Annotated in this window: 22 protein-coding genes and 1 pseudogene; 9 read left to right on the forward strand and 14 right to left on the reverse strand. The window is 65.5% G+C overall.

The window, feature by feature from the left end:
• Nucleotides 1-30 precede the first annotated feature (30 nt).
• From PSEK12I1_RS0107490 to PSEK12I1_RS0107500, 3 genes are read right to left on the reverse strand one after another with little or no spacing between them, the layout of a single operon-like run.
• Nucleotides 31-1,359 (reverse strand): replication-associated recombination protein A, encoded by a 1,329-nt coding sequence (locus tag PSEK12I1_RS0107490; protein WP_027601146.1) that lies wholly within the window; start codon nucleotides 1,357-1,359, stop codon nucleotides 31-33.
• 9 nt (nucleotides 1,360-1,368) lie between these two features.
• A complete protein-coding gene (gene lolA / locus PSEK12I1_RS0107495) occupies nucleotides 1,369-1,992 on the reverse strand; it encodes an outer membrane lipoprotein chaperone LolA (protein WP_007162303.1) in 624 nt (207 codons plus the stop codon).
• A 17-nt stretch (nucleotides 1,993-2,009) separates the two neighbouring features.
• Nucleotides 2,010-4,493, reverse strand: a complete 2,484-nt coding sequence (locus PSEK12I1_RS0107500) for a DNA translocase FtsK (protein WP_027601147.1) — start codon at nucleotides 4,491-4,493, stop codon at nucleotides 2,010-2,012.
• Between the two features lie 256 nt (nucleotides 4,494-4,749).
• Here PSEK12I1_RS0107500 and aat point away from each other — a divergent pair, with 256 nt between their 5' ends.
• From aat to infA, 3 genes are all read left to right on the forward strand, one after another.
• Nucleotides 4,750-5,439, forward strand: coding sequence for a leucyl/phenylalanyl-tRNA--protein transferase (gene aat, locus PSEK12I1_RS0107505; RefSeq protein WP_027601148.1), 690 nt, complete (start codon nucleotides 4,750-4,752; stop codon nucleotides 5,437-5,439).
• 35 nt (nucleotides 5,440-5,474) lie between these two features.
• Nucleotides 5,475-6,182: an arginyltransferase gene (locus PSEK12I1_RS0107510; protein ID WP_027601149.1), complete on the forward strand. Its 708-nt coding sequence runs from the start codon at nucleotides 5,475-5,477 to the stop codon at nucleotides 6,180-6,182.
• Between the two features lie 94 nt (nucleotides 6,183-6,276).
• Entirely contained in the window at nucleotides 6,277-6,495 is a 219-nt protein-coding gene (gene infA, locus PSEK12I1_RS0107515) for a translation initiation factor IF-1 (protein ID WP_002553999.1), read from the forward strand.
• A gap of 71 nt (nucleotides 6,496-6,566) precedes the next feature.
• Here infA and clpA read toward each other — a convergent pair whose 3' ends face one another.
• Both clpA and clpS read right to left on the reverse strand, forming a co-directional pair.
• Nucleotides 6,567-8,837: an ATP-dependent Clp protease ATP-binding subunit ClpA gene (clpA, locus tag PSEK12I1_RS0107520; protein WP_027601150.1), complete on the reverse strand. Its 2,271-nt coding sequence runs from the start codon at nucleotides 8,835-8,837 to the stop codon at nucleotides 6,567-6,569.
• 48 nt (nucleotides 8,838-8,885) lie between these two features.
• Nucleotides 8,886-9,242 carry an ATP-dependent Clp protease adapter ClpS gene (gene clpS, locus PSEK12I1_RS0107525; protein ID WP_007162298.1) on the reverse strand — a complete coding sequence of 119 codons (357 nt, stop codon included), beginning with the start codon at nucleotides 9,240-9,242 and terminating at the stop codon, nucleotides 8,886-8,888.
• Between the two features lie 222 nt (nucleotides 9,243-9,464).
• On the opposite strand from clpS, the gene cspD reads away from it, so the two are divergent.
• On the forward strand, nucleotides 9,465-9,740 hold the full coding sequence (gene cspD / locus PSEK12I1_RS0107530) for a cold shock domain-containing protein CspD (RefSeq protein WP_007162297.1): 276 nt from the start codon (nucleotides 9,465-9,467) through the stop codon (nucleotides 9,738-9,740).
• A 2-nt stretch (nucleotides 9,741-9,742) separates the two neighbouring features.
• On the opposite strand, the gene PSEK12I1_RS0107535 is transcribed toward cspD, so the two are convergent.
• Nucleotides 9,743-10,063, reverse strand: a complete 321-nt coding sequence (locus PSEK12I1_RS0107535) for a SelT/SelW/SelH family protein (protein WP_027601151.1) — start codon at nucleotides 10,061-10,063, stop codon at nucleotides 9,743-9,745.
• 71 nt (nucleotides 10,064-10,134) lie between these two features.
• Between PSEK12I1_RS0107535 and PSEK12I1_RS0107540 the strand changes: the two genes are divergently transcribed.
• On the forward strand, nucleotides 10,135-12,333 hold the full coding sequence (locus PSEK12I1_RS0107540) for a patatin-like phospholipase family protein (RefSeq protein WP_027601152.1): 2,199 nt from the start codon (nucleotides 10,135-10,137) through the stop codon (nucleotides 12,331-12,333).
• Here the strand turns inward: PSEK12I1_RS0107540 and PSEK12I1_RS0107545 are convergent, their stop codons facing one another.
• The 3 genes from PSEK12I1_RS0107545 to recQ form a co-directional block, all read right to left on the reverse strand.
• On the reverse strand, nucleotides 12,334-14,532 hold the full coding sequence (locus PSEK12I1_RS0107545) for a FimV/HubP family polar landmark protein (RefSeq protein WP_027601153.1): 2,199 nt from the start codon (nucleotides 14,530-14,532) through the stop codon (nucleotides 12,334-12,336).
• 239 nt (nucleotides 14,533-14,771) lie between these two features.
• Entirely contained in the window at nucleotides 14,772-15,209 is a 438-nt protein-coding gene (locus PSEK12I1_RS0107550; protein WP_007162293.1) for a MarR family transcriptional regulator, read from the reverse strand.
• A 73-nt stretch (nucleotides 15,210-15,282) separates the two neighbouring features.
• Nucleotides 15,283-17,421, reverse strand: coding sequence for a DNA helicase RecQ (gene recQ, locus PSEK12I1_RS0107555; RefSeq protein WP_027601154.1), 2,139 nt, complete (start codon nucleotides 17,419-17,421; stop codon nucleotides 15,283-15,285).
• 162 nt (nucleotides 17,422-17,583) lie between these two features.
• On the opposite strand from recQ, the gene PSEK12I1_RS0107560 reads away from it, so the two are divergent.
• Entirely contained in the window at nucleotides 17,584-18,168 is a 585-nt protein-coding gene (locus PSEK12I1_RS0107560) for a YecA family protein (RefSeq protein WP_007162291.1), read from the forward strand.
• A 3-nt stretch (nucleotides 18,169-18,171) separates the two neighbouring features.
• A complete protein-coding gene (locus PSEK12I1_RS0107565; RefSeq protein ID WP_007162290.1) occupies nucleotides 18,172-18,570 on the forward strand; it encodes a YbaN family protein in 399 nt (132 codons plus the stop codon).
• 70 nt (nucleotides 18,571-18,640) lie between these two features.
• Here the strand turns inward: PSEK12I1_RS0107565 and PSEK12I1_RS24750 are convergent, their stop codons facing one another.
• From PSEK12I1_RS24750 to PSEK12I1_RS0107585, 5 genes and pseudogenes are all read right to left on the reverse strand, one after another.
• Nucleotides 18,641-18,808 carry a hypothetical protein gene (locus tag PSEK12I1_RS24750; protein ID WP_007162289.1) on the reverse strand — a complete coding sequence of 56 codons (168 nt, stop codon included), beginning with the start codon at nucleotides 18,806-18,808 and terminating at the stop codon, nucleotides 18,641-18,643.
• 59 nt (nucleotides 18,809-18,867) lie between these two features.
• Nucleotides 18,868-19,479, reverse strand: a complete 612-nt coding sequence (locus tag PSEK12I1_RS0107575; protein ID WP_027601155.1) for a tRNA-uridine aminocarboxypropyltransferase — start codon at nucleotides 19,477-19,479, stop codon at nucleotides 18,868-18,870.
• A 61-nt stretch (nucleotides 19,480-19,540) separates the two neighbouring features.
• A complete protein-coding gene (locus tag PSEK12I1_RS0107580; protein WP_371099716.1) occupies nucleotides 19,541-20,683 on the reverse strand; it encodes a methyl-accepting chemotaxis protein in 1,143 nt (380 codons plus the stop codon).
• 93 nt (nucleotides 20,684-20,776) lie between these two features.
• Nucleotides 20,777-21,106: pseudogene (locus tag PSEK12I1_RS25270) on the reverse strand (PAS domain-containing protein); the annotation flags it as partial.
• Nucleotides 21,107-21,213: 107 nt separating this feature from the next.
• Nucleotides 21,214-22,113 (reverse strand): LysR family transcriptional regulator, encoded by a 900-nt coding sequence (locus PSEK12I1_RS0107585; protein WP_027601157.1) that lies wholly within the window; start codon nucleotides 22,111-22,113, stop codon nucleotides 21,214-21,216.
• 135 nt (nucleotides 22,114-22,248) lie between these two features.
• On the opposite strand from PSEK12I1_RS0107585, the gene speB reads away from it, so the two are divergent.
• Complete coding sequence (gene speB, locus PSEK12I1_RS0107590) at nucleotides 22,249-23,199, forward strand: agmatinase (RefSeq protein ID WP_027601158.1); 951 nt, start codon at nucleotides 22,249-22,251, stop codon at nucleotides 23,197-23,199.
• Nucleotides 23,200-23,336: 137 nt separating this feature from the next.
• A complete protein-coding gene (locus PSEK12I1_RS23610; protein WP_028700306.1) occupies nucleotides 23,337-24,842 on the forward strand; it encodes a cytosine permease in 1,506 nt (501 codons plus the stop codon).
• Nucleotides 24,843-24,883: the final 41 nt, after the last annotated feature.

The raw sequence follows: 24,883 nt of genomic DNA on the forward strand, positions 1-24,883 counted from the left end.
AGGAATGGGGGCAACGGCGCGGGCGGGGGGTCAGGAACGCCGCCGGCGCTGGCGCGGGCTGGACCGGTCGAGGTCCGCCAGGTGCTGCAGTTTATCGCGGATCTTCAGCTCCAGCCCACGGGGAACCGGCTCATAGTAGCGGCGCGGCTCGAGCTCTTCGGGAAAGTAGTCCTCGCCCGCGGCATAGGCCTCAGGCTCATCGTGGGCATAGCGGTATTCGTCGCCGTAGCCGAGATTCTTCATCAGTTTGGTCGGCGCGTTGCGCAGGTGCAGCGGCACCTCGCGCGAGCCGTTCTGGCGCACATCGGCCAGGGCGGCCTTGTAGCCCAGGTAAACGGCATTGCTCTTGGGCGCGCAGGCCAGATAGACGATCGCCTGGGCGATGGCCAGCTCGCCTTCCGGACTGCCCAGGCGCTCCTGGACATCCCAGGCGTCCAGGCACAGGCTCAGGGCGCGCGGATCGGCGTTGCCGATGTCTTCGCTCGCCATGCGCACCACTCGCCGGGCGATGTACAGCGCATCGCAGCCACCGTCGATCATCCGCGCGAACCAGTAGAGGGCACCATCGGGATTCGAGCCGCGCACCGATTTGTGCAGCGCGGAGATCTGGTCGTAGAAGGCCTCGCCCCCCTTGTCGAAGCGCCGGCGCTGATCGCCCAGCAGACTCTGGAACAGTTCGGCGTCCAGAACACCACCGTCCTCGGCCAGGTCCGCGGCGTTCTCCAGCAGGTTGAGCAGTCGGCGACCGTCGCCATCGGCGGCGGCCAGCAGCAGCGCCAGGGCGTCGTCGGGCAGGCTCAGCTGGCGCTCGCCCAGGCCCTTGGCGCTGGTCAGGGCGCGGCGTGCCAGGCCGCCGAGGGCCTCGTCGTCCAGGCTCTTGAGCACATAGACCCGCGCTCGCGAGAGCAGCGCGTTGTTGAGCTCGAAGGAGGGATTCTCGGTGGTCGCCCCGATAAAGATCAGGGTGCCGTCCTCGACATAGGGCAGAAAGGCGTCCTGCTGCGACTTGTTGAAGCGATGCACCTCGTCGACGAAGAGGATGGTGCGGCGACGATACTGGGCAGCCTGCTGCTTGGCCACCTCCACCGCGTGGCGGATCTCCTTGACCCCGGAGAGTACCGCCGACAGCGTTTCGAAATGGGCATCGGAGACCTGCGCCAGCAGCCGCGCCAGGGTGGTCTTGCCCACCCCGGGCGGCCCCCAGAAGATCATCGAATGCAGCGCACCCTGCTCCAGCGCCTCGCGCAGGGGCTTGCCCCGCGCCAGCAGGTGCTGCTGACCCGCGTATTCATCGAGGGTCTCGGGACGCATGCGGGCAGCCAAGGGCTGCCCGACGGGTGCGGTGCTGAAGAGATCCATGGGGTGCGATCACTCCTGGATGACGTCGGCTCCCTTGGGCACCTGGAAGGTGAACTGGGACGCGGCCACCGGCTCGTTGAGCTTGACGTTGAAGAAGAGGATGTTGGTTCGCTGACCGGCACCGTCGATCAACTGCATGTCGTTGATCACGCCGTTGCGGAAGGACAGCCGCAGGCTGTCGAACAGGGTGTCCTTGGTCTTGGGCTTGAGCACGAAGTCGACGACGTTGCCGGCGTCCTTGCTGGTGACGTCGAAGCTGCTCTCGATCTTGGAGATGTCGCCCGACAGGAGCAGCGCCGGCGTCTGGGTCAGGCGCAGGTCCAGCTTGCGAATGGTGACCTGCTCCAGGTCCGGGTCGTACAGCCATACCTGCTTGCCATCGGACACCAGCAGCTGCTCCTGGGGGGCATCGGAATGCCAGCGGAACAGCCCGGGACGCTTGAGGCTCATGTTGCCGGCGGTTTCCTGCAGGCGGGTACCCGAGCCATCCAGGGTCAGTTGCGAGAAGCGCGCGGTCAGGGTCTGGGCCTTGTCCAGCAATTGCGACAGGCGACCCACCGACGCCTGGTCGGCATGGGCGGAAAAGCTTACGGCGGCCAGGGCGGCCAGGGCGAAGCAACGCAGCTTGTGCATCGAGGTCCTCATGGATGTCAGTCTCTCACCGGAGCAGGCGCTGTGACCTCACGCGAGCCGTTGGTGTTCATGGGCGATACGACACCGGCCATTTCCATGGTTTCGATCATGCGTGCCGCCCGGTTGTAACCGATCTTGAGCTTGCGCTGGACCGCGGAGATGGAAGCCCGGCGACTCTCGGTAACGAAGCGCACCGCTTCGTCGTAGAGGGGATCGTCCTCGTCGCTCTCGCCGCCTTCGCCACCACCCCCCTCGAAGCCTGCCCCGCCGCCCTCGTCCGGGCCGCTGAGGATGTCTTCGATGTAGTCGGGGGCGCCGCGCTCCTTCCAGGCCTCGACCACGCGATGGACCTCGTCGTCGGACACGAAGGCGCCGTGGACGCGAATCGGCAGGCCGGTACCCGGCGGCAGATAGAGCATGTCACCGTGACCAAGCAGCTGTTCGGCGCCGCCCTGGTCGAGAATGGTCCGGGAGTCGATCTTGCTCGACACCTGGAAGGCCATCCGCGTCGGGATGTTGGCCTTGATCAGACCGGTGATGACGTCCACCGAGGGACGCTGGGTGGCCAGGATCAGGTGGATGCCGGCCGCTCGCGCCTTCTGCGCGATCCGCGCGATCAGCTCTTCGACCTTCTTGCCGACGATCATCATCATGTCGGCGAATTCGTCCACCACCACCACGATGGTCGGCAGGGTCTTCAGCAGCGGCGCCTCGTCGTCCATGCTCTCGCGACGATAGAGCGGATCGGTCAGCGGAGTGCCCGCTTCCTCGGCGTCCTTCACCTTGCGGTTGAAGCCGGCCAGGTTACGCACGCCCATGGCCGCCATCAGCTTGTAGCGCCGCTCCATCTCCGCCACGCTCCACCGCAGAGCGTTGGCGGCCTCCTTCATGTCGGTGACCACCGGACAGAGCAGGTGCGGAATGCCCTCGTAGATCGAGAGTTCCAGCATCTTGGGATCGATCATGATCAGCCGCGCGTCTTCCGGGCTGGACTTGAACAGGATCGACAGCAGCATGGCGTTCACGCCCACCGACTTACCGGAGCCGGTGGTACCGGCGACCAGCAGGTGCGGCATCTTGGCCAGGTCGGTGATGACCGGCTTGCCGCCGATGTCGTGACCCAGGGCCAGGGTGACGGGCGACTTGGCCGCGGCGTACTCGGGCGATTCGAGCACCTCGGAGAAGCGCACCATCTGGCGATCCTCGTTGGGAATCTCGATACCCACGGTGGTCTTGCCGGGAATGACTTCCACCACCCGGACGCTGAACACGGCGAGGGAGCGCGCCAGGTCCTTGGCCAGGTTGGAGATGCGACTGACCTTGACCCCGGCCGCCGGCTGAATCTCGAAGCGGGTGATCACCGGGCCGGGATGGACGCTTTCGACCAGTACCTCGACGCCGAACTCCTTGAGTTTGACCTCCAGCAGGCGCGACATGTTTTCGAGGAATTCCGGCGAGTAGCTCTGCTGTTTCTTCTCGGCGCGATCCAGGATCGACAGCGGCGGCAGGGTGCCCTCCAGGTCCGCATCGACACGGGTGACGGCGGCTGCCGGCGCATAAGGCGCAGGGGCTGGCGCCGGCGCAGCCTTGCGCGGCGGCGGGCTGGGCATGGCCACGCTGGCAGCCGCCGCGACGGGTGCGGCTGCAACTGGTGCGGACTCCGCCGGCTCGGCGACGAAGCGACTGGGCGCCGGCATCTCGATGCGCGGCGCGGCGCGCTCGACCCGTGGCGGGGGCGCGATGTCGAGCAGGTCGTCGAGGTCTTCGTCGGCGACCGGAACCGGCACGTCACGCGCCTTGCTCTTGCGGGCCACCGGCGATGACACCGGCTCGTCGAAGACGTCCAGCTCCGGCGCCTGACGGCGACCGCCGGCCAGGCGGCTGAAACCACCCTGCACCAGATCCAGCAGATCGAGCACGACCTTGCCGGTGAAATCCATCACCTTGAACCAGGACAGGTCGGTGAAGACGGTGAGCCCCAGCAGGAACAGCGCGAGGAACAGCAGCGTGCTGCCCTGGACATTGAGGGCGGCGACCGACAGCTGCCCGAGGCTCTCGCCCAGCGCGCCGCCGGCGGACGCCGGCAGCGCCGAAGCCGCATGGAAATGGATATAGGCCAGTACCGAACCCGAGATCACCAGCAGCACCAGGCCGGTCAGCCGCCAGGAAAACAGCCAGCCGCTCCATTCCCAGGGCAGATGCCGCTTGCGGAAGATCTGCCAGGTCTTGACGGCGAGCAGTACGGGAAACACAAAGGCGAAATAGCCGAGGGCCATGAACAGCACGTCGGCCAGCCAGGCGCCGGCGCGGCCCGCAGTGTTATGGACCTGATCGATGCGACTGGTGTGGGTCCAGCCCGGATCTGAGGGGTCGTAGCTCAGCAGAGCCATGAGCAGATACAGGCACAAGGCGGCCAGTGCGATGAGCACCACCTCCTTGAGACGATAATGCAGATGCTCACGCCATTGGTTGACGTGGCTGACAGAACTGGATTGCTTCAAGCGCGCTTTTCCCGCACACGGAACGTGTGACCGTGAATCAAAAACAGTGCGCCATTCTAGATCGCCCGGGCCCTGCTTCTACAGTCCCACGGCGAAACATGGCACGATAGCGGCCGGCCGTACCGGAACCGCCTTCAGGCACAACATTGGAGCATTCTTTCGTTGTCCTGACAAAGAGTTATGACGATTTCTTGAGCTTGTTACGCACAAGCGGCACAGCTTCGGCTCCACCCATCAGAAGGCGCCCTCCCCTACCATGGTGAAATGGCTGACCCGCGAAAGCCCTGACTTTCCGCCGCTGCAGCAGGCGCTACGCGAACCCAACGGCCTGCTGGCCATCGGCGGCGACCTGAGTGCGGCGCGCCTGATCAGCGCCTATCGACATGGCTGCTTTCCCTGGTACCAGGCCGGCCAGCCCCTGCTCTGGTGGTCGCCGGATCCGCGGACGGTGCTTTTTCCGCCGGATCTGCACGTTTCCCGCAGCCTGGCCAAGACTCTGCGCAAGACGCCGCTGCGGGTCACCTACGACCAGGCATTCAAGCGGGTGATCCTGGCCTGCGCCGGTCCGCGCCGCGATGCGGACGGCACCTGGATCACCGCGGAGATGCGTCAGGCGTACCAGCAGTTGCACACCCAGGGCTGGGCCCACTCCGTGGAGGTCTGGGACGGCGACCAGCTCGTCGGCGGCCTCTATGGCATCGCCATGGGCAAGCTGTTCTTCGGCGAATCCATGTTCAGCCACGTCGACAACGCCTCCAAGATCGGCTTCGTGACCCTGGTCCGGGACCTGGCGGCCTGGGGCTTCGTGATGATCGACTGCCAGATGCAAACCGCACATCTGCAGAGTCTCGGCGCGAGCTGTCTCTCTCGGGAACGCTTTGCCGAATACCTGGCCAAATACCTGGATCAGGCCAGCATGGCCGCCTGGCCTACCTCCTGCGGGTGACTTACACTCAGGCTAGGCTTATGTAGAGGTTCGACATGACCGAGCTGGCGAGACTCAAGTTCTACGCAACCCAGCCTCACGCTTGCAGTTACCTGCCCAACGAGCAGGCGACCACGCTGTTTCTCGACCCCTCGCAGCCTATGAACGGCCAGATCTACGCGGAGTTGTCCGAACTGGGCTTCCGCCGCAGTGGCGACCACCTCTATCGCCCTCACTGCCAGCTCTGCAAGGCCTGTGTCCCCGCCCGCATTCCCGTCGCCCGCTTTCGCCCCAGCCGCAAGCAGAATCGCGTCCTCAAGCGCAACCTCGACATCAAGGTCAGCCGCTGCGACCCGGGCTTCACCGAAGAACGCTATCAGCTGTACGCCCGCTACATCAGCGCGCGGCACGCCGACGGCGACATGTTCCCGCCGAGTCGCGGCCAGTTCTCCACCTTCCTGGTCAGCAACCTGCCCTACGCCTTCTTCTATGAGATGCGGGTGGAAGATCGTCTGATCGGAATCGCCGTCACCGATGTCCTGCCCAACGGCATGTCGGCCGTCTATACCTTCTACGATCCCAGCGAGGAGAAGCGCAGCCTCGGCGTCTTCGGCATCCTCTGGCAGATCGCGGAATCCCGGCGCCTCGGTCTGGATGCGGTTTATCTCGGTTACTGGATCAAAGGGTGTCGCAAGATGTCCTATAAGACCGAGTATCGCCCCATCGAGCTCTTCGTCAATCAGCGCTGGGTCGCCCTGGCCTGACGAAATAGCGCTTTTTCTGAATTTCTGTCAGAATATGGGCCTTTTTCGCCCGGACTGCTCTGGGCCTATCTTGTCACCGAGGGCTTTTCTATATATGTCGAAAGAAGACAGCTTCGAAATGGAAGGTACTGTCGTCGACACCCTGCCCAACACCATGTTTCGCGTGGAGTTGGAAAATGGGCACGTCGTCACCGCGCACATCTCCGGAAAGATGCGTAAGAACTACATCCGCATCCTCACGGGGGACAAGGTTCGCGTGGAGCTGACGCCTTACGATCTGAGCAAGGGCCGGATCACCTACCGCGCGCGCTAAGCGAATCCTTTCATGAAAAAGCCCGGCGATGCCGGGCTTTTTCATGAGCGATTGTAAACCGCGACCTGCCCTCAGGCAGGCTCGGCCGTGGTCTCGAACTCGAACTCCAGCTCGTCGTTCACCGCATCGATGTGCACGATACCGCCATGATCGGCCAGATCGCCGAACAGGATCTGCTCGGCCAGCGGCCGCTTGATCTTGTCCTGGATGAGGCGCGCCATGGGACGAGCACCCATCTGCACGTCATAGCCACGCTCTGCCAGCCAGCCACGGGCCGCATCGCTGACCTCGAGCTGCACACGCTTGTCCTCGAGTTGCGCCTGCAGTTCGGTGAGGAACTTGTCGACAATGCTCTTGATGACTTCGGTGCTCAGGCGGCCAAACTGGATGATGGTATCCAGACGGTTGCGGAACTCCGGCGTGAAGCTCTTCTTGATGACTTCCATGGCATCCGAGGTGTGATCCTGCAGCGTGAAGCCGATGGAGGCACGGGATGCGGTTTCGGCACCGGCGTTGGTGGTCAGGATCAGGATCACGTTGCGGAAGTCGGCCTTGCGACCATTGTTGTCCGTCAGGGTGCCATGGTCCATGACCTGCAGGAGCAGGTTGAACACCTCGGGGTGGGCCTTCTCGATCTCGTCGAGCAGGAGCACGCAGTGCGGCGTCTTGGTGATGGCCTCGGTCAGCAGACCACCCTGGTCGAAACCGACGTAGCCGGGAGGCGCACCGATCAGCCGGGACACGGTGTGCCGCTCCATGTACTCGGACATGTCGAAGCGCACCAGCTCCACACCCATGGCCTTGGCCAGCTGCCGCGCCACCTCGGTCTTGCCCACGCCAGTGGGACCGGCGAAGAGGAAGGAACCGACCGGCTTGTCAGGCGACTTCAGACCGGCACGGGACAGCTTGATGGCGGTGGACAGGGATTCGATCGCCAGGTCCTGACCGAACACGGTCAGCTTGAGGTCACGCTCCAGGTTGCGGAGCAGCTCCTTGTCGGAACTGTTGACGGTCTTGGGGGGAATCCGCGCGATCTTGGCGACGATGTCCTCGACCTGCTGCACGTCGATGCGCTCGGCGCGACGATCCTCGGGCTGCAGGCGCTGATAGGCACCGGCTTCGTCGATGACGTCGATGGCCTTGTCAGGCATGTGGCGGTCGTTGATGTAGCGGGCGGCCAGCTCGGCTGCCGCACGCAGCGCCTCATCGGTGTACTCGATGTGGTGATGCTGCTCGAAGCGCCCCTTAAGGCCGCGCAGGATGCCGTAGGTGTCGTCTACCGAGGGCTCGACCACGTCGACCTTCTGGAAGCGCCGAGCCAGTGCCCGGTCCTTTTCGAAGATGCCGCGGAATTCCTGGAAGGTGGTGGAGCCGATGCAGCGGATCTCGCCGGAGGACAGCAGCGGCTTGAGCAGGTTGGAGGCATCCATCACCCCGCCCGAGGCCGCGCCGGCACCGATGATGGTGTGGATCTCGTCGATGAAGAGCACGGCATGGGGCCGCTTCTTCAGCTCGGCCAGCAGCGCCTTGAATCTCTTCTCGAAGTCGCCACGGTACTTGGTGCCGGCCAGCAGGGCACCGAGGTCCAGGGAGTAGACCACGCTGTCCGCCAGCAGGTCGGGGACCTGACCGTCGACGATGCGCTTGGCCAGGCCTTCGGCGATGGCGGTCTTGCCGACCCCGGCCTCACCCACCAGCAGCGGATTGTTCTTGCGACGCCGGGCGAGGATCTGGGCAACGCGCTCGACTTCGTGCTCGCGGCCGACCAGTGGATCGATGCGGCCCTGCCGCGCCTGCTCGTTGAGGTTGCTGGCGTAGGCTTCGAGCGGATTGTTGGAGGAACTGGGCTCGGCACCCTCCTCCTCGGCGGCGTCCTGATCCTGTTCGGCTTCAGGGGCGGCGCCGGGCACCTTGGAGATGCCGTGGGCGATGAAGTTGACCACGTCGATCCGCGCCACGCTCTGCTGCTTGAGCAGGAACACCGCCTGGCTTTCCTGTTCGCTGAAGATGGCGACCAGGACGTTGGCCCCGGTCACTTCGCGCTTGCCCGAGCTCTGCACGTGGAAGACCGCACGCTGCAGGACCCGCTGGAAGCCCAGCGTCGGCTGCGTTTCGCGCTCGTCATCCTGCTGTGGAATCAGGGGCGTGGTGGAATCTATGAATTCCAACAGATCGCGACGCAGGCGATCGATGTTGGCGCCGCAGGCTCTCAACACGGTGGCGGCCGCTTCGTTGTCCAGCAGCGCCAGCAGGAGGTGCTCAACGGTCATGAATTCATGACGCTTCGTCCTCGCCTCCTTGAAGGCGAGATTCAGGGTGACTTCGAGCTCACGATTCAACATAGCTTCACCTCATAGCCCAAGCAGCACAGTAGCCCAAGCAGCACAGATCTAACTTTCGATTTCGATTTCACACAGCAGCGGGTGGTTGCACTCCCTCGCATATTGATTGACTTGCATGGCCTTGGTTTCAGCGACATCGCGAGTAAATGTTCCGCAGACCGCCTTTCCCTGAGTATGCACAGTGAGCATCACCTGGGTAGCCGCTTCGCGGTTCATGCTGAAGTAGCGTTCCAGCACCTCGACGACGAACTCCATCGGGGTGTAGTCATCGTTATACATCAGAACGCGATATCTGGCTGGCCGTTTTAGTGCAGGTTTGGCTTCCTGCACCGCCAGGCCACCGTTGTCGCCGTCCTGATGTTCGTTGTCGTCCGCCGCCAGTCGGATGGGGTCGATTACACGCATTCTGATCGATTCCGAATTACGGGATGAATAGCAGGAAAAAAAGAGCTTGATCCACGTCTCAGCCGCCTAGTGCCTTGCCTTGACTAAGACTGAAAGGGTGTTACAAACATCCTGTACCCGACGAGGTACCAAGGGTTCCGTTGTAGTGGCGCCTGTGTGGATTCACTGGAACTGTAGTCGAATGATACTCCAGGCTTGGAGTCCTTTGCAGAGGGAGCCGATATGCTCAGTGGCAAGGTCAAATGGTTCAACAACGCCAAAGGATATGGCTTCATCGTTGCAGATAACAGTGATGAAGACCTATTCGCTCATTACTCGGCCATTCAGATGGACGGTTACCGCACACTCAAGGCGGGTCAGGCGGTCAACTTCAATATCGTTCAGGGTCCCAAGGGCCTGCACGCCGTCGAGATTCGCGCGGCCGAAGTGAGCGCACCCGCCGCAGCGCCAGTCACCAATACCCTCGATGTACGGGATACGGTCAGCTCGGAAGCCTGATCTCACGCCCCTTCGGGGGCGCCATCCCCGCCTTCGCGCCGCTGTCCTTCGCTGTGCCCAAGATCGCGTTCCGGAAACACCAGGTCCCTGACCCGGTTCTTCAGCGTTCTGGCATCGGGAAAGCCGCCATCCCGCTTGCGCTCCCAGAGCACCTCCCCGCCACAGGCGATCTCGAACACGCCACCGGTTCCCGGTAGCAGCGTCACCCCACCCAGATCGGTACCAAAGGTGCTGAGCAGCTCCTGAGCCAGCCACCCCGAGCGCAGCAGCCATTGGCACTGGGTGCAGTAGTGGATGGTGATGACAGGTTTGGCGTTCGCCACGGTACACCTCGCAAGGCCTGGGCTCCCTATAATACGCAGCCCTCGATCCCGTCCGCCATGTGGTCCGTCCTATGCGCCTGTTGCTGCCCGTAGTCTGCCTTCTGCTGTCCGCCCTGGCCTGGGGTGCGCCACCGCCCAAGGTGGGACTGGTGCTGTCCGGCGGCGCGGCCCGGGGGCTGGCGCATATCGGCGTGCTCAAGGCGCTGGAGGAACAGGGCATCCAGGTCGACGCCATCGCCGGCACCAGCATGGGCGCGGTGATCGGTGGTCTCTATGCCGCCGGCTACAGCGCTGAGGAACTGGAACGCATCGCGCTGGACATGGATTGGGGCCAGGTGCTCTCCGACCAGCCGCCACGCAAGGACGTGCCCTTCAGGCGCAAGCAGGACGACCGCGATTTCCTGATCAAGCAGAAGCTGAGCTTTCGCGACGATGGCACCCTGGGCCTGCCGATCGGGGTGATCCAGGGCCAGAACCTGGGGATGATGCTGGAAAAGCTGTTCGTGCATACCAGCGACACCCGGGATTTCAACCAGTTGGCCATCCCCTTCCGCGCCGTGGCCACGGACATCACCACCGGCGAGAAGGTGGTGTTCGACCACGGCCACCTGCCCCGGGCCATCCGCGCCAGCATGTCGATTCCGGCGGTGTTCGCCCCGGTGGAGATCGACGGCCGGCTGCTGGTGGACGGCGGCATGGTCGACAACATCCCCATCGACGTGGCGCGGGACATGGGCGCGCAGCGGGTGGTGGTGGTCGACATCGGCACCCCGCTGCTCAAGCGCAAGGACCTGACCACGGTGCTGGACGTGCTCAATCAGTCCACCACCCTGATGACCCGCAACAACTCCCAGGCGCAACTGGCGACCCTGGGCAAGCAGGACCTGCTGATCCAGCCGCCGCTGGCCAGCTATACCAGCGCCGACTTCAGCGAGGTCAAGGCGCTGATCGATGCGGGCTACCGGGCGACGATGGCCATGGCCGGCGAGCTCGCGGTGCTGCGCAAGGACGCGAAGAACGAACGCACCACCGCGGTGGCGGCCGCGCGTGCACCCAGCAGCCGCACCCCGGTCATCGACGCCATCCGCATCGAAAACGATTCCAAGGTCGAGGACGAGGTCATCCGCCACTACATCCGCCAGCGCCTGGGCGAACCCCTTAACGTGGAGCGCCTGCAGGATGACATGAGCACCCTCTATGGCCTGGACTACTTCGACCAGGTGGAATACCGCATCCGCCGGGATGGCCCCGGTGACAACGTGCTGGTGATCTACGCCCGCGGCAAGCGCAGCGGCACGGACTTCCTGCGGCTGGGTCTGAATCTGTCGGATGACCTGCGAGGCGACAGCGCCTTCAACTTCGGTGCCAGCTATCGCATCAATGGCCTCAATCGCCTGGGTGGCGAATGGCTGACGCGGGTGCAGATCGGGGAGCACCAGGAGCTCTACAGCGAGTTCTACCAGCCGCTGGACGTCGGCTCACGCTATTTCATCGCCCCCTATATCGGCGGCGAGGCGCGCAACATCGAGCAGCTGGAACGCAACGACCCCATCGCCGAATACCGCCGCGAACGCTATGGCTTCGGCCTGAACGTAGGGCGGCAGATCGGCAACAAGGCCGAGATACGCCTGGGCATCGGCCACGACTGGGGCAGCACCAAGGTGCATGTCGGCCCGCGAGAGACACCCGAGGAATCCTTTACCGAAGGCTTCTACGAATTGCGCTATTCGCTGGACGATCTGGACGACGTGAACTTCCCGCGGGAGGGCCAGGATCTGGCCTTGACGCTCAAGCAATTCGATCCGAGCCTGGGCTCGGATTCGCGCTATCGGCAGCTGGATCTGCACCTGAACAAGGCGCTCAGCTACGGCTACAACACCTTCGTGCTGGGTGGCGGCCTGGGCCGCACCCTGTCGACCGACAGCGACACCAATGTGGTGACCAGCAGCTTCCTGCTGGGCGGAGCCTGGCAGCTCTCGGGCTATCGGCAGGACGCCCTGTCCGGGCAGAACTACGGTCTGGCGCGACTGATCTATTACCACCAGCTCACGCAGCGCTCGCTGTTCCCGCTGGACACCCCGGTGTACCTGGGTGGCAGCCTGGAGCAGGGGCGGATCTGGAACCGCGACGACGACTACGACAGCGGCAACATCAGCGCAGCCAGCCTGTTCCTCGGCCTGGATACGCCACTGGGGCCGCTCAAGTTCACCTATGGCCTGAGCGACCAGGGCGAGCACGCCTTCTACATCAACCTGGGCAACAGCTTCTGATCAGGCGATGCGGGACAGCAGGATCTCGGCCCGCTCGCGCTGACTGTCGCTGCCCTCGCTGACGATCTCCTGCAGCAACGAGGTCGCGTGCTGGACGTCGCCCTGGTCGAGACAGGCCTCGGCCTCGGCGAACCGCCGGGCGATGGTGTCGGCCATGAAGTGCTCGTCGAGACTCAGGTCCAGTTCCATGACCGCCGGCAACTCGCCCAGGCCTTCGGGGAAGTCGTCCTCGAGGCTGACCTCCAGGGCATCGACCTGCTTCCACCCGGAATCGGCATCCAGCTCCTCGGTCAGGGCAATGGCCTCATCGAGACTGAGGTCGGCCAGATCCAGGTCATAGTGCTCTTCGGTCACCGGGGCAGGCGTCGCCGGCTCGGCGAATCGCAATTCCGCCGACCACTCGCTCGCTGGCGCATCGAACGCCGGCAGGTCGAGGTCCAGATCATCTTCCAGCAGGGGGTCCACCGGTTCGGCGGACATCCCGGGAAACTGGGCATGCAGCACTGTCAGGCTCGCCGCCACGCCGCCCAGCGCGAGAAAGCGCTGTTCGTGCTGCCGGAACGCCTGGGCCTCGCCCAGGGTGGCCAGTACCCGGAGCAGCAGCAGCCGCAGATCCTGCCGCCGATCGTCTTCGGCGAGACCGCTTTCCAGCACTTCTCGCGCCTGGCCGTAACGGCCATAGGCGATGTAGATCTCCGCACGACCGGCATGATCGTCGACCGGCGCCGGGCTGGCGACGGTCCCCGGCCTGGCCTTGGCAGGCACCGGCTGGGTAGCGGCCAGGACGGGCTCGGGCAGGGGCTCCGCCCTGTCGAGCTGCTCGACCTCGTCCTCCACGTCGACAGCAGCCTCTTCGGCCTGCCGCCGACGCCACCAGAGCACCCCGGCCAGGGCCAGAATGGCCGCGGCGCCAGCCAGCAACAGCGAGCGCAGGGACAGCAGGCCTTCGTCGGCGCTGCCGGACGTGGAATCCGCAACGGGTGCCGCCTGCGGCGCTGGCGTTGCAGGTGCCGCGGGGGCGGCCACCGGCGTCGGCGCGGCCAGGGCCACCGAACGCGCCTGCTTCAATTGCTGCTGCAGACCGTCGCGGTCCTGCTGAAGCTGTTCGATCATCGCCTCTTTCTGCGCCAGCAGCGCGTCGTAGCGCTCCTGCAGCTGGGTGAGCTGACCCTCCAGATCGCCGACCTGCCGACCCAGGTCCTGGGTCACCAGCAGCGGCTTGGTGTCCTCGGCAGGGCTTGCGGCGGGCTGCGGCGCCGTTACGGGTGGCGCCGCCCCTTCGCTTGCCGGGGCTGGGGCCGCGACGGGCGCTGGTGCGGCTGCCGAGGCCGCGGGTGCAGGTGCCAGCACCGGCGCGGCGGCGACCGGTGCCGCGGGCACCGGGGTGGGCGCCGGCGATGGGGCGGTCTTGGCCACCACGGGTTGCCGCGGCGCAGGCTCGCTGACCCCCACCGGTAGCCGCAGGCGCTGCCCGGCCTTGAGTCGCCCGGGATCGTTGTTGGCGAAGGACGCCGGATTGAGCGCGAACAGATCGGCCATGAGCTGCTCCGCCGACCGGTTCGCCATGGGCCCCAGGCGCTTGGAGATGCTCCAGAGGGTGTCCTTGGGACGCGTCTGGTAGACGCCTTCCCCGGCAGCCAGATCCGGCGAAGGTGCCAGCCCCTGGCGCGGCGCCGAAACGGCTTGTCGAGCCATCGAGCCCGTGGCGGGGGCCGCAGCGGCGGCGCGCGCGGGTGCAGCCTGGACCCGCGCCGGCGCCGTACTGGCGACGCTGGTAGGGGCGCCACCGCTGCGCGGGGGATCCACCAGCAGGGTGAATTCGCGCAGCTGCTTGCCGCCTGGCTGTTCCAGCTGGACGATGAAGCCGAGATAGGGCTCGACCAGCGAGCGGCGCGAGGTGACCTCGATGTAGCTGCCGGCCGCCGTGCGCAGGTGCGGGGTGAACACCAGGTCATCGAGGAACTGGGTGCGGTCCACGCCAGCCTGGGCGAACGCCTCGTTCGCCGCCAGATGGATGCGGAAGTCCCCGGCATCGGCATCGCCGATATTGACCAGCTCTATCCGCGCGCGCAGGGGCTCGTTCAGAGCGGACTGCAGGGTGATGCCCCCCAGGCCGAGCGCGAACGCCGCTTGAGGAAGAGTGGTCAGCGCGGCGGCCGACAGGATGACAAAGGCAAGGGGACGGCGTTTCGCGACCATGGATACCGCTGCGTCAGGTATTCGAGTAAACCGGTGTTTTAGCGCGGTGGCTCACAAAAATCGCCTCCGCTACGCTGGAACGTAGCATCGATACCGACAGACGGCAAACCGATGGCCGCACGCGCCGAAAAGCCCACCGCGAAGGCGACTGGGCGCGATAGGCGACCCAGACGCCTCGGCCGAAGTGGGTGTTGATGGCGGGGGGCGCTACCCGCGAGGGGCAAGCCGCCAGACGGCAGTCAACCGCGCTCGAGATTGGCCAGGACGCGCTGGTGGACCTGTTGGCAGATGGCGATCTCTTCGTCGTCCAGGCCGCTGAGCAGCTCCTTGCGCAGGGCTTCGGCGATGGTCTCGATCTTCTCGATCAGCGGACCGGCCTCCTGGGTCAGCATGATGCGCTTGGCACGCCGGTCCTCGGTGACCGCCAGGCGCTTGACCAGCCCCTGCTTTTCCAGACCGTCCAGCAGCCGTGCCAGGGTCGGCCCCTCGATGCTGATGCTCTGGGCGAGCTCACGCTGGGTGGGCTGGACGCCCTTCATCCGCGCCAGGTTCAGCAATACCTGCCAACGCGCCTGAGACAGCCCCAGATGACTCAGGCGCCGGTCGAGCTCGGCGCGCCAGGCACGGGACACGTGGAAGATCTGGCGGCCAAACAGGTGTGGATCGGTAGGGGTCATTCAGGCTAAACCTTGTACTTGGATTTTCTCATTATTCTGTTTACCGGCATGGCGGGGCAACCGCCGCGCCTCGCTAGTCCGCCAATTCCGCCTGCAGGGCTGCCCGCACGCAGTACAGCGCACCCGCCGCCACCCGCCCTTCGAAGCGCGCGGCGACCTGGGCTACCGGCGGCAATTCGCCCTCATCTTCGAGGAAGGCATCCTGGATTTCCGCCAGCAGATCCTCTGGCAGGTCCAGGGCCTGCTCCAGGGCGATCTGCTGCCCGGCGATGGCCTCGGCCAATAGTGCATAGACATTCTTTTCCGAGCAATTGAGCTGGCGCGCCGCCTGCTCGGGCGTCATCCCGGCGCGTACCAGGGTCAGCACCTCGTGGCGCACGTCGGCGACCGGCGCGGGCGCGGCGTCGCCGTCATTGAGCGCGTCGAGAAAGGCCTGGCCATAGCGCTCCAGCTTGCGCGCGCCCACGCCGCTGACCCGGCTCATCTCGTCCAGCGAGCGCGGCTGGCTGCGCAGCATCTCCAGCAGGGTGGCGTCGGGGAAGATCACATAGGGCGGTACCGAGTGCTCCTCGGCCAGCTTGCGTCTCAGGGTGCGCAAGACCTCCCAGAGTTCGCGTTCGTCGGCGCGCACCAACTGGCTGGCGGCACTGGCCGAACCACTGCCACTGCTGCCCCGCCCGCGCTGGGGCTTGGGATCACGGCGCAATTCGATGCGCACTTCGCCGCGCAGCAGGGGGCGGCAGCTTTCGGTCAGGCGCAGGCCGCCGAACCCGTCGACATCCACCTCGGCCAGGCCACGGGCGACCAGCTGGCGGAACAGGGTGCGCCATTCGTCTTCGCCGCGGGCCTTGCCCAGGCCGAACACGGCCAGGCGCTGATGGCCGAGGCTCACGATCTTTTCGGTTTCCCGACCGAGCAGGATGTCGACCAGGTGCCCTACCCCATAGCGCTGACCGCTGCGGTAGATGGCCGACAGCGCCTGGCGCGCCGGTTCGGTGGCGTCCCAGGTCTCCACGGTGTCGATGCAGTTGTCGCAATGGCCGCAGGGCTGGGGCAGGTGCTCGTCGAAATAGGCCAACAGCACCTGGCGCCGGCAGCGGGTTTCTTCGCACAATGCCAGCATGGCTTCGAGCTTGTGCCGCTCGATGCGTTTGTGGCGCTCGTCGCCTTCGGAGTTCTGCATCATTTGCCGCAGCAGCAGCACGTCCTGCAGGCCGTAGGCCATCCAGGCGTCGGCCGGCAGGCCGTCACGGCCGGCACGCCCGGTTTCCTGGTAGTAGGCTTCCAGGCTCTTGGGCAGATCGAGGTGGGCAACGAAGCGCACGTTGGGCTTGTCGATGCCCATGCCGAAGGCGATGGTGGCGACCATGATCAGCCCTTCCTCGTTGAGGAAACGCTTCTGGTTGGCGGCGCGCACGTCATTGGGCAGGCCGGCGTGATAGGGCAAGGCCGGAAAACCCTGGTTGCTGAGCTGCTCGGCCACCTCCTCCACCTTCTTGCGCGACATGCAGTAGACGATGCCGGCATCGCCGCGACGCTCGGCCAGAAAGGCCAGCAGCTGCTTGCGTGGCGACTCCTTGGGCACGATGCGATAGAAGATGTTGGGTCGGTCGAAGCTGGAGAGAAAGCGCTCGGCCTGCTCCAGGTGCAGGCGGCTGGCCATCTCTTCGCGGGTACGGGAATCCGCGGTGGCGGTGAGCGCCAGGCGCGGCACGCCGGGAAAGTGTTCGGCCAGCTGACCGAGCTGCATGTATTCCGGGCGGAAGTCATGGCCCCACTGGGACACGCAGTGGGCTTCGTCGATGGCGAACAGGGCGATCGGCAGGCGCTTGAGGAAATCCAGCATGCGCGGCTGGACCAGGCGCTCGGGTGCGAGATAAAGCAGCTTGATCTCGCCGCGCTCCAGCTGCGCAGCGACGGCTCTTTGCTGTTCGCCGGTCATGGTGGAGTTGAGCGCGGTCGCCGACACGCCCAGTTCCAGCAGGGTGGCGACCTGGTCGTCCATCAGCGCGATCAGCGGCGAGACCACCACGGCCACGCCGGGCCGCAGCAGGGCCGGCACCTGGTAGCACAGGGACTTGCCGCCGCCCGTGGGCATCAGCACCAGCGCATCGCCACCGCTGGCCACGCGCTCGATGATCCGGGCCTGGTTGCCACGGAACGCGTCGTAGCCAAAGACGTCTTTAAGGATGCGCAGCGCAGGTTCTGACATGAAGCCTCCTCGAATGGAACGGCCATTATACGGATGCCGAGGTCGCTGCGGCGGTGCTTTTCCGTCGGCCGGCGCCGGGCCGTCAGGTTCGACGTGACCGGGGCGCTCGTCTACAATTCCGGCCGTTCTGCCCTTTCGAATCCTTTCCGAGGTAAGTAGCCGATGTCCTTCGCCGAACAATTGACCCGTCTGCGCGATTTTCTCGATGCAGACGATCTGCACGAAGAAGCGCTCGACTACGTAGCCGCCCATGGCTACCTGACCGCCCTGTCCATCTGCCCGGAAGAGGTTCCCGAACGCGAGTGGATCGACGCCCTCTTCGCCGAGCCGCCGCAGTATCGCGACGCCGCCCAGCAGGAGGAGATCGAGCGCTCCCTGGTGCAGCTCAAGGCGCATATCCTGCGCGTGCTGGGCAGTGACGAAGAGCTGGACCTGCCCTGCGACCTGGATCTCGGCCCCGAGCCGGACGACTCCGAACTGCGCGGCTGGTGCATCGGCTTCATGGAAGGCGTGTTCCTGCGCGAAGCCGTGTGGTTCGAAGACGCCGAAGACGAGGTCAGCGAGCTGCTGCTGCCGATCATGGTGGGTTCGGGTCTGTTCGACGAACAGCCGGAGTTCTCCGAGATCGCCCAGGACCGTCGCCTGGTCGCCGACATGATGGTGCAGATCCCGGAATTGCTGACCCAGCTGTTCCTGCTCTGCCATTCCCCCGAAGAAAAGCCGGCGCTGCTCAAGCCGCGTCACTGAGCGATGGACGAGGCCACCCCCAGACCCCGCCAGCGCAAGGGCTGGGTCCGCTACCTGCTGCTGGGCCTCGGCTGGCTCAGCGTGGCCCTGGGCATCATCGGCGCCTTTCTGCCCTTGCTGCCCACCACGCCCTTCCTGCTCCTGGCCGCGGCCTGCTTCATGCGCAGTTCGGAGCGCTTCTATCTGTGGCTGATCAACCACAAATGGCTGGGGCCCTGGGTCAAGCCCTATCTGGAAGGCGAAGGCATCCCGCTCAAGGGCAAGGTCTACGCCATCGTCGCCATGTGGATCAGCGTGGGCTTTTCCTGCTGGCTGGTGCCCTACGTCTGGGCACGGGTAGCGGCCTTCACCAGCTGCGCGGCGGTGACGGTCTACCTGCTCCGGCAGAAGACCCGGCGCTAGCCGCGCGACCGGCATGAAAAAAGGGCGATCAGTGATGATCGCCCTTTTTTCATGGGAAACGCAGCGGCGCTCAGGCGGCTCTGGCCATGGGGGTCGGCGGTGCCTGATCGGGGACGGTGGGCTCGCCCGGCTCGCTGGGCTGGATGGGCGCCGGATCGGGCTGATCGGGTTCACCGCCAGCACGGGGCATGGCAAGGCTGGCGAATTCGTCGTGCTGGCGGATCGGGAAGCGGGACATGGGGTGACTCCTCTGCTGACTCTCTCTAGGTAGAGTGGTCCGGCACCCGGGTAATTCCCTCAGTCGCGCGGCTCTGCGCCGCCATGATTGCGTGCAAAGGTTTCCGGCCCCATGGCGGCGATCTGGCCGTCGATCAGCGCCTCGAAGGGTGCCAGCAAGGCATCGAAGCGGCGCGGCGCCTCCAGCGCATTCAACGCCGCGACCACGGCCTCCATGGTCGACAGCGCATCCGGCGCCGGGGCCTTGCGCACCCGGTAGCGCGAGGGTGCGCCAGGCGGCAGGGTAAGCCTGGGCAGGGCCGCCAGCAGCGGATTGGCGTGCAGCAGCAAGCGCGCCTTGCGCCAGGTGCCGTCGGGAATCACCAGCAGCCGTGGCGCTTTGGTCACGGCAGCAGGCGGCAACAGATCGACCGTGACCGCCTCGGGTCCGGGAAACAGCAGCCAGGCGTCATGATCGGCGAGCCAGAGCGGCAGGTCGGGAAAGGTCTCGCCAATCTCCAGCTGCGCATTGTCGAGCCCCAGGGCGGCCAGGCGCGCCGTGTTGAGCGGATGGCGCCGCTCGCTGGGATGCTGCAGCAGCAGCACCCGGGTGCGATTGGCCAGGGCAGGAATCAGCGCGCACAGGCAGAGCGACAGGGGACGCTGGCAGCGGGCGCAGGCGGGACGGGACATCAGGGCTTCCGGAGCGAATCGGGGCGGCGATCATACCGGATCGCCGCCGCCCTGCTCCGCCCTAGCGATTGAAGCGCGCGGTGAGATCGTGCAGGTAGTCGGCCATGCCTTCCAGTTCGCGACTCAGTTCCGAGCCGCGACGGGCCTGGGCCGAGCTGTGATCGGAGAGATCGGCGATGCGGCTGATCTGGCGGTTGATGTCCTCGGACACGTGACTCTGCTCTTCCACCGCGGTCGCCATTTGCTGGCTCATGGCGGTGATGAGGCTGACCGAGGCACTGATGCCTTCCAGGGATTCGCGCACCGCTGCCGAGTGGCGTTCGCTCTGGCGCGAGGTCTCTTCGCCACGACTGGCGGTGGCCACGGCGCGGTCGGCATTGGCCTGCAGATTGGAGATGATCTGGTGGATCTGTTCGGTGGATTCGCGGGTGCGCGAAGCCAGCGAGCGGACCTCGTCGGCCACCACAGCGAAACCACGGCCAGCCTCGCCGGCGCGGGCGGCCTCGATGGCGGCGTTGAGCGCCAGCAGGTTGGTCTGTTCGGCGATAGCGGTGATAACGTCGGCGACGCTGCCGATGCTCTGGGTCGAGTTGGCCAGCTCGCCAACGGCCTGACCGATGTCGCTGACCGCCGCGCCGAGTTCGCGCATGGAGGTCAGGCTCTCTTCGGCCTTGTCCCGCCCGGAATGCACCAGACTCTCGGCATTGGCGGCGGCCTGGGCGGTCTCCTGGACGTTCTGCGAGACCTCGTGGATGGTGGAAGTCATCTGGGTGATGGCAGCGGCGGACTGGTCGGTCTCATGGCGCTGCTGATCCAGCAATTCGGCCTCGGACTGGGCCAGTTGGGAGGATTCGCGGGCCTTCAGGCGCACGCTGTCGCCGACATCGGCCAGGCGGGTCAGGGCCGTCTGCAGTCGCGCGGCTTCGCTGTGCAGCGCCAGGTCCAGGCGCGCCGGGGCGCCGCACTGGTCGCTGTAGGTCGGGGCGACCACAGCACTGGAAAACATCTTCGGATGATCGGCGAGGATGCGCTCGATGCTGGCGCGTTGGCGATACAGCTGATGGCCACTGATACCCAGCAGCGCCGCGACGATGAGGACCGCCTGAGCCGTGTCATCAAGCAGGAAGTGGCCGCCGAGGATGACGCCAGTGGCTGCCACCGTCGACCAGCAGGCGGCGATGGCGCTGCCCAGGCGGCGAGTCATGGGTACGGGCGCCTTGCCGGCATTGATGCGGGCATAGAGTTCGCCGGCGCGACGGACTTCGCTGGCGCTGGGCAGCGAACGCACGGATTCGTAACCGATCACCCGACCCTGCTCGAGGATCGGGGTGACATAGGCGCTCACCCAGTAGAAATCACCGTTCTTGCAGCGATTCTTGACGATGCCCATCCACGGCTTGCCTTCCTTGAGGGTCGCCCACATGTGGCCGAACACCGGCGGCGGCATGTCGGGATGACGCACCAGATTGTGCGGACTGCCGATCAGCTCCTCCCGGGTATAGCCACTGATGGCGATGAAGGCCTCGTTGCAGTAGGTGATGTTCCCCTGCAGGTCAGTGGTGGAGATGAGTCGTTCTTCTTCCTTGAAGGTACGGCCTTGCTGGGTGACCGGCAAATTCGTGCGCATGCGGGTGCCTTATCTAGCGGGTTATCTACTCCGTGCGACATCAACCAGTTCAATGGTGGCCAACTGCCGTCACAGGCGCCGACGGTAACCATTTGGTTATCGTCATACTAGCTATCGGCATGTTGCATCTGGGCTTTAAGGATGCGCTGAAAACTCTGGATAAGCGGCTCCTTTCCGCGCCCTCGACGGCTGATGAGGGAGAACGGCGCCTGATAGCCGAAGGTGGCCGGTTGCAGGGCCTTGAGCCGCCCCTGGTCGACCCAGGCGTGGACATAGTGCTCTGGGAGATAGCCGATATAGGCACCCGAGAGGATGAGGATCAACTGCGCTTCCATGCTTTCCACGGTGGCGGCGCTTTCCTTGAAGCCATGGCGAGCCAGCTCCGCCTGACTCCAGTAGCCGCGTCGTACCATCCGCTGGCGGGTGATCATCTCGGCCGGGATGCGCCGCTCCTGGAACAGTGGATGCCGATCGCTGCAATACAGCCAGTGCTGCTCGCGATACAGCGGCTGGTAGACCACCCCGTTCATCCGCGCGGAAAAGGCGCCCACGGCGAGATCCAGCCGTCCTTCCAGGACGCCGAGCTGCAATTCATAGGGGCTGGTCACGGCCAGGTGCAGATGCACGCCGGGATAGTCATGGGTATAGCGGCCGATCACCTGAGCCAGCGGCAATGCCGGTTCGCTGGACAGCGAATCCAGCACGCCGAGGTTGAGGGTGCCGCTCAGTTCGCCCCTGAGGGTGGTGGCATAGCGTTCGAAGCCATCGATCTCGCCCAGGATGCGCAGGGTTTCCTGATGGAAGAGTTCACCCTTGCTGGTCAGGGCGAAACCGCCCCGGCCTCGATGACAGAGGGTGACGCCGAGCTGACCCTCCAGCTGGCTCATGTAGGTGCTGATGGCCGAGGTGGACAGGTTCAATTCCTGCTGCGCCGCGGCGAATCCCTGGTGGCGAACCACGCAGGCGAACAGCTTGAGCAGGCGGATGTCGTGGAGGGCATTGGCCATGGCGGACTCCGGTGGACGCAGCCCGGCAGTCTAGCCATTAGTTCAGAAATCTCTGAAGTGATTTTTTGTCCGGGCCGATTCTTCAGCCGCCATCGGCTTTGCACAATCGGGACATCACTACGACGAGGATGACCCGTGGAAAAGATCCTGCACCAGCCGCTGGGCGGCAACGAGATGCCCCGTTTCGGCGGCATCGCCAGCATGCTGCGACTGCCCCACCTCGCCTCCCCTCAAGGCCTCGATGCCGCCTTCATCGGCATCCCGCTGGACATCGGCACCTCGCTGCGCTCCGGCACCCGCTTCGGTCCGCGCCAGCTGCGCAGCGAATCGGTGATGATCCGGCCCTACAACATGGCCACCGGCGCGGCGCCCTTCGATTCCCTGAGTGTCGCCGACCTGGGCGATGTGGCCATCAATACCTTCAATCTGCTCGATACGGTGCGCCTGATCGAGGCGCATTACGACCAGGTGCTAGAGCACGATGTCATCCCCCTCACCCTGGGCGGCGATCACACCCTGACCCTGCCGATCCTGCGCGCCATGAAGAAGAAGTACGGCAAGATCGGCCTGGTGCACGTGGATGCCCACGCCGACGTCAACGAGCACATGTTCGGCGAGAAGATCGCCCATGGCACCACCTTCCGCCGCGCGGTGGAGGAAGGCCTGCTCGACTGCGACCGGGTCGTGCAGATCGGCCTGCGCGCCCAGGGCTACGCCGCCGACGATTTCGACTGGTGCCGCGAGCAGGGCTTTCGGGTGGTGCAGGCCGAGGAATGCTGGCACAGATCGCTGACGCCGCTGATGGCCGAGGTGCGCGAGCGGGTCGGGGGCGGACCGGTGTATCTGTCCTATGACATCGACAGCATCGACCCGGCCTGGGCGCCAGGGACCGGCACGCCGGAGATCGGCGGCCTGACCACCATCCAGGCGCTGGAGATCATCCGCGGCTGCCGTGGCCTCGAGCTGGTGGGCTGCGACCTGGTCGAGGTCTCGCCGCCCTATGACACCACCGGCAATACCGCGCTGCTCGGTGCCAACCTGCTCTACGAGATGCTCTGCGTGCTGCCGGGGGTCGCCTACCGCTGACGCTCCAAGGTGCGGCGACCCGCCATGACGGTCGCCCACCCGCTGTCTTTTCGCTGCCGAACACCGGCGGATCGCCTGGTCCGCCGACAACAAGAACGCGGGTCCGGCCTGCGTATAACCGTGTCGAGGCGTCATCCATGGACCATCATGACGGCATCACCCGTATCGAAACCTTTGGCGTCGAGCAGATTCCCGACCACGAACGCCATGCCACCCCCTTCGACCTGTTCCGCCTGATCTTCGGCGGGGCCAACACCTTCGCCACCGCCGTGCTCGGCAGCTTTCCGATCCTGTTCGGCCTATCCTTCCAGGCCGGGGTGCTGGCCATTGCGAGCGGGGTCCTGTGTGGCGCCCTGATCCTCGCGCCCATGGGGCTGTTCGGCGCGCTCAACGGCACCAACAACGCCGTCTCCTCCGGTGCCCATTTCGGCGTCCACGGCCGTATCGTCGGCTCCTTTCTCTCGCTGCTGACCGCCATCGCCTTCTTTTCGCTGTCGGTCTGGAGTTCCGGCGATGCCCTGGTGGGCGGTGCCCAGCGCCTGGTCGGACTGCCGGAAAACGCGCTCAGCCTGGGGCTGGCCTACGGGCTGTTCGCCGTGCTGGTGCTGACGGTGTGCCTCTATGGCTTTCGCTTCATGCTGTGGGTCAACAAGATCGCCGTGGTCAGTGCCAGCCTGCTATTCCTGCTCGGCATCCCGGCCTTCGCCGGCAGCTTCGACGCCGGTTACGCCGGCACCCTGCAAGCGGGTCAGCCGGGCTTCTGGGCAGCGTTCATAGGCGCGGCCCTGGTGGCCATGAGTAATCCGGTGTCCTTTGGCGCCTTTCTCGGCGACTGGTCGCGCTACATTCCGCGGCAGACGCCCCGCCTGCGCATCCTGCTGGCGGTGATCGCGGCCCAGGCCGCCACCCTGATCCCCTTCCTGTTCGGCCTGGCCACCGCCTCGCTGGTGGCGACCAGGGCACCCGACTACATCGCGCAAAACAACTATGTGGGCGGCCTGCTGGCCATCGCGCCTACCTGGTACTTCCTGCCGGTATGCCTGCTGGCGATCATCGGCGGCCTGTCCACCGGCACCACCGCGCTCTATGGCACCGGCCTGGATCTCTCCAGCGTGCTACCCCGGCTGCTGACCCGGGTACGGGCGACCCTGCTGATCGGGCTGGCGGCCATCGCCTTCATCTTCATCGGGCGCTTCAGCTTCAACCTGGTGCAGAGCGTCTCCACCTTTGCCGTGCTGATCGTGACCTGCACCAGCCCCTGGATGGTGATCATGATCCTTGGGCTGGTGGTCCGCCGCGGCTTCTATTGCCCGGACGATCTGCAGGTGTTCACCCGGGGCGAGCAGGGTGGCCGCTACTGGTTCCACCATGGCTGGAACTGGCGCGGCATGGGCGCCTGGATTCCCAGCGCCCTGCTCGGCCTCGCCTTCGTCAATCTGCCCGGTCAGTTCGTCGGGCCCCTCGGTGAGCTGGCGGGCGGCATCGACCTGAGCCTGCCGCTGGCCCTGGGCAGCGCCGCCCTGCTCTATCTGCTGCTGCTCCTGCTGTTCCCGGAACCGGCGGCCGTCTATGGCCCGACCGGCCCGCGACGCCCCAGACGCAGTCGTGCCCGCACCTCGCTCCCGGGCATTCGCGCCGCCTGATACCTGAATCCTGTCACGGGGTCGGTGCGCCCGGCCCTATC

The organism is Pseudomonas sp. MOIL14HWK12:I1 (assembly GCF_000510705.1).
In the GTDB taxonomy this organism is placed as follows: Bacteria; Pseudomonadota; Gammaproteobacteria; order Pseudomonadales; family Pseudomonadaceae; genus Chryseomonas; species Chryseomonas oryzihabitans.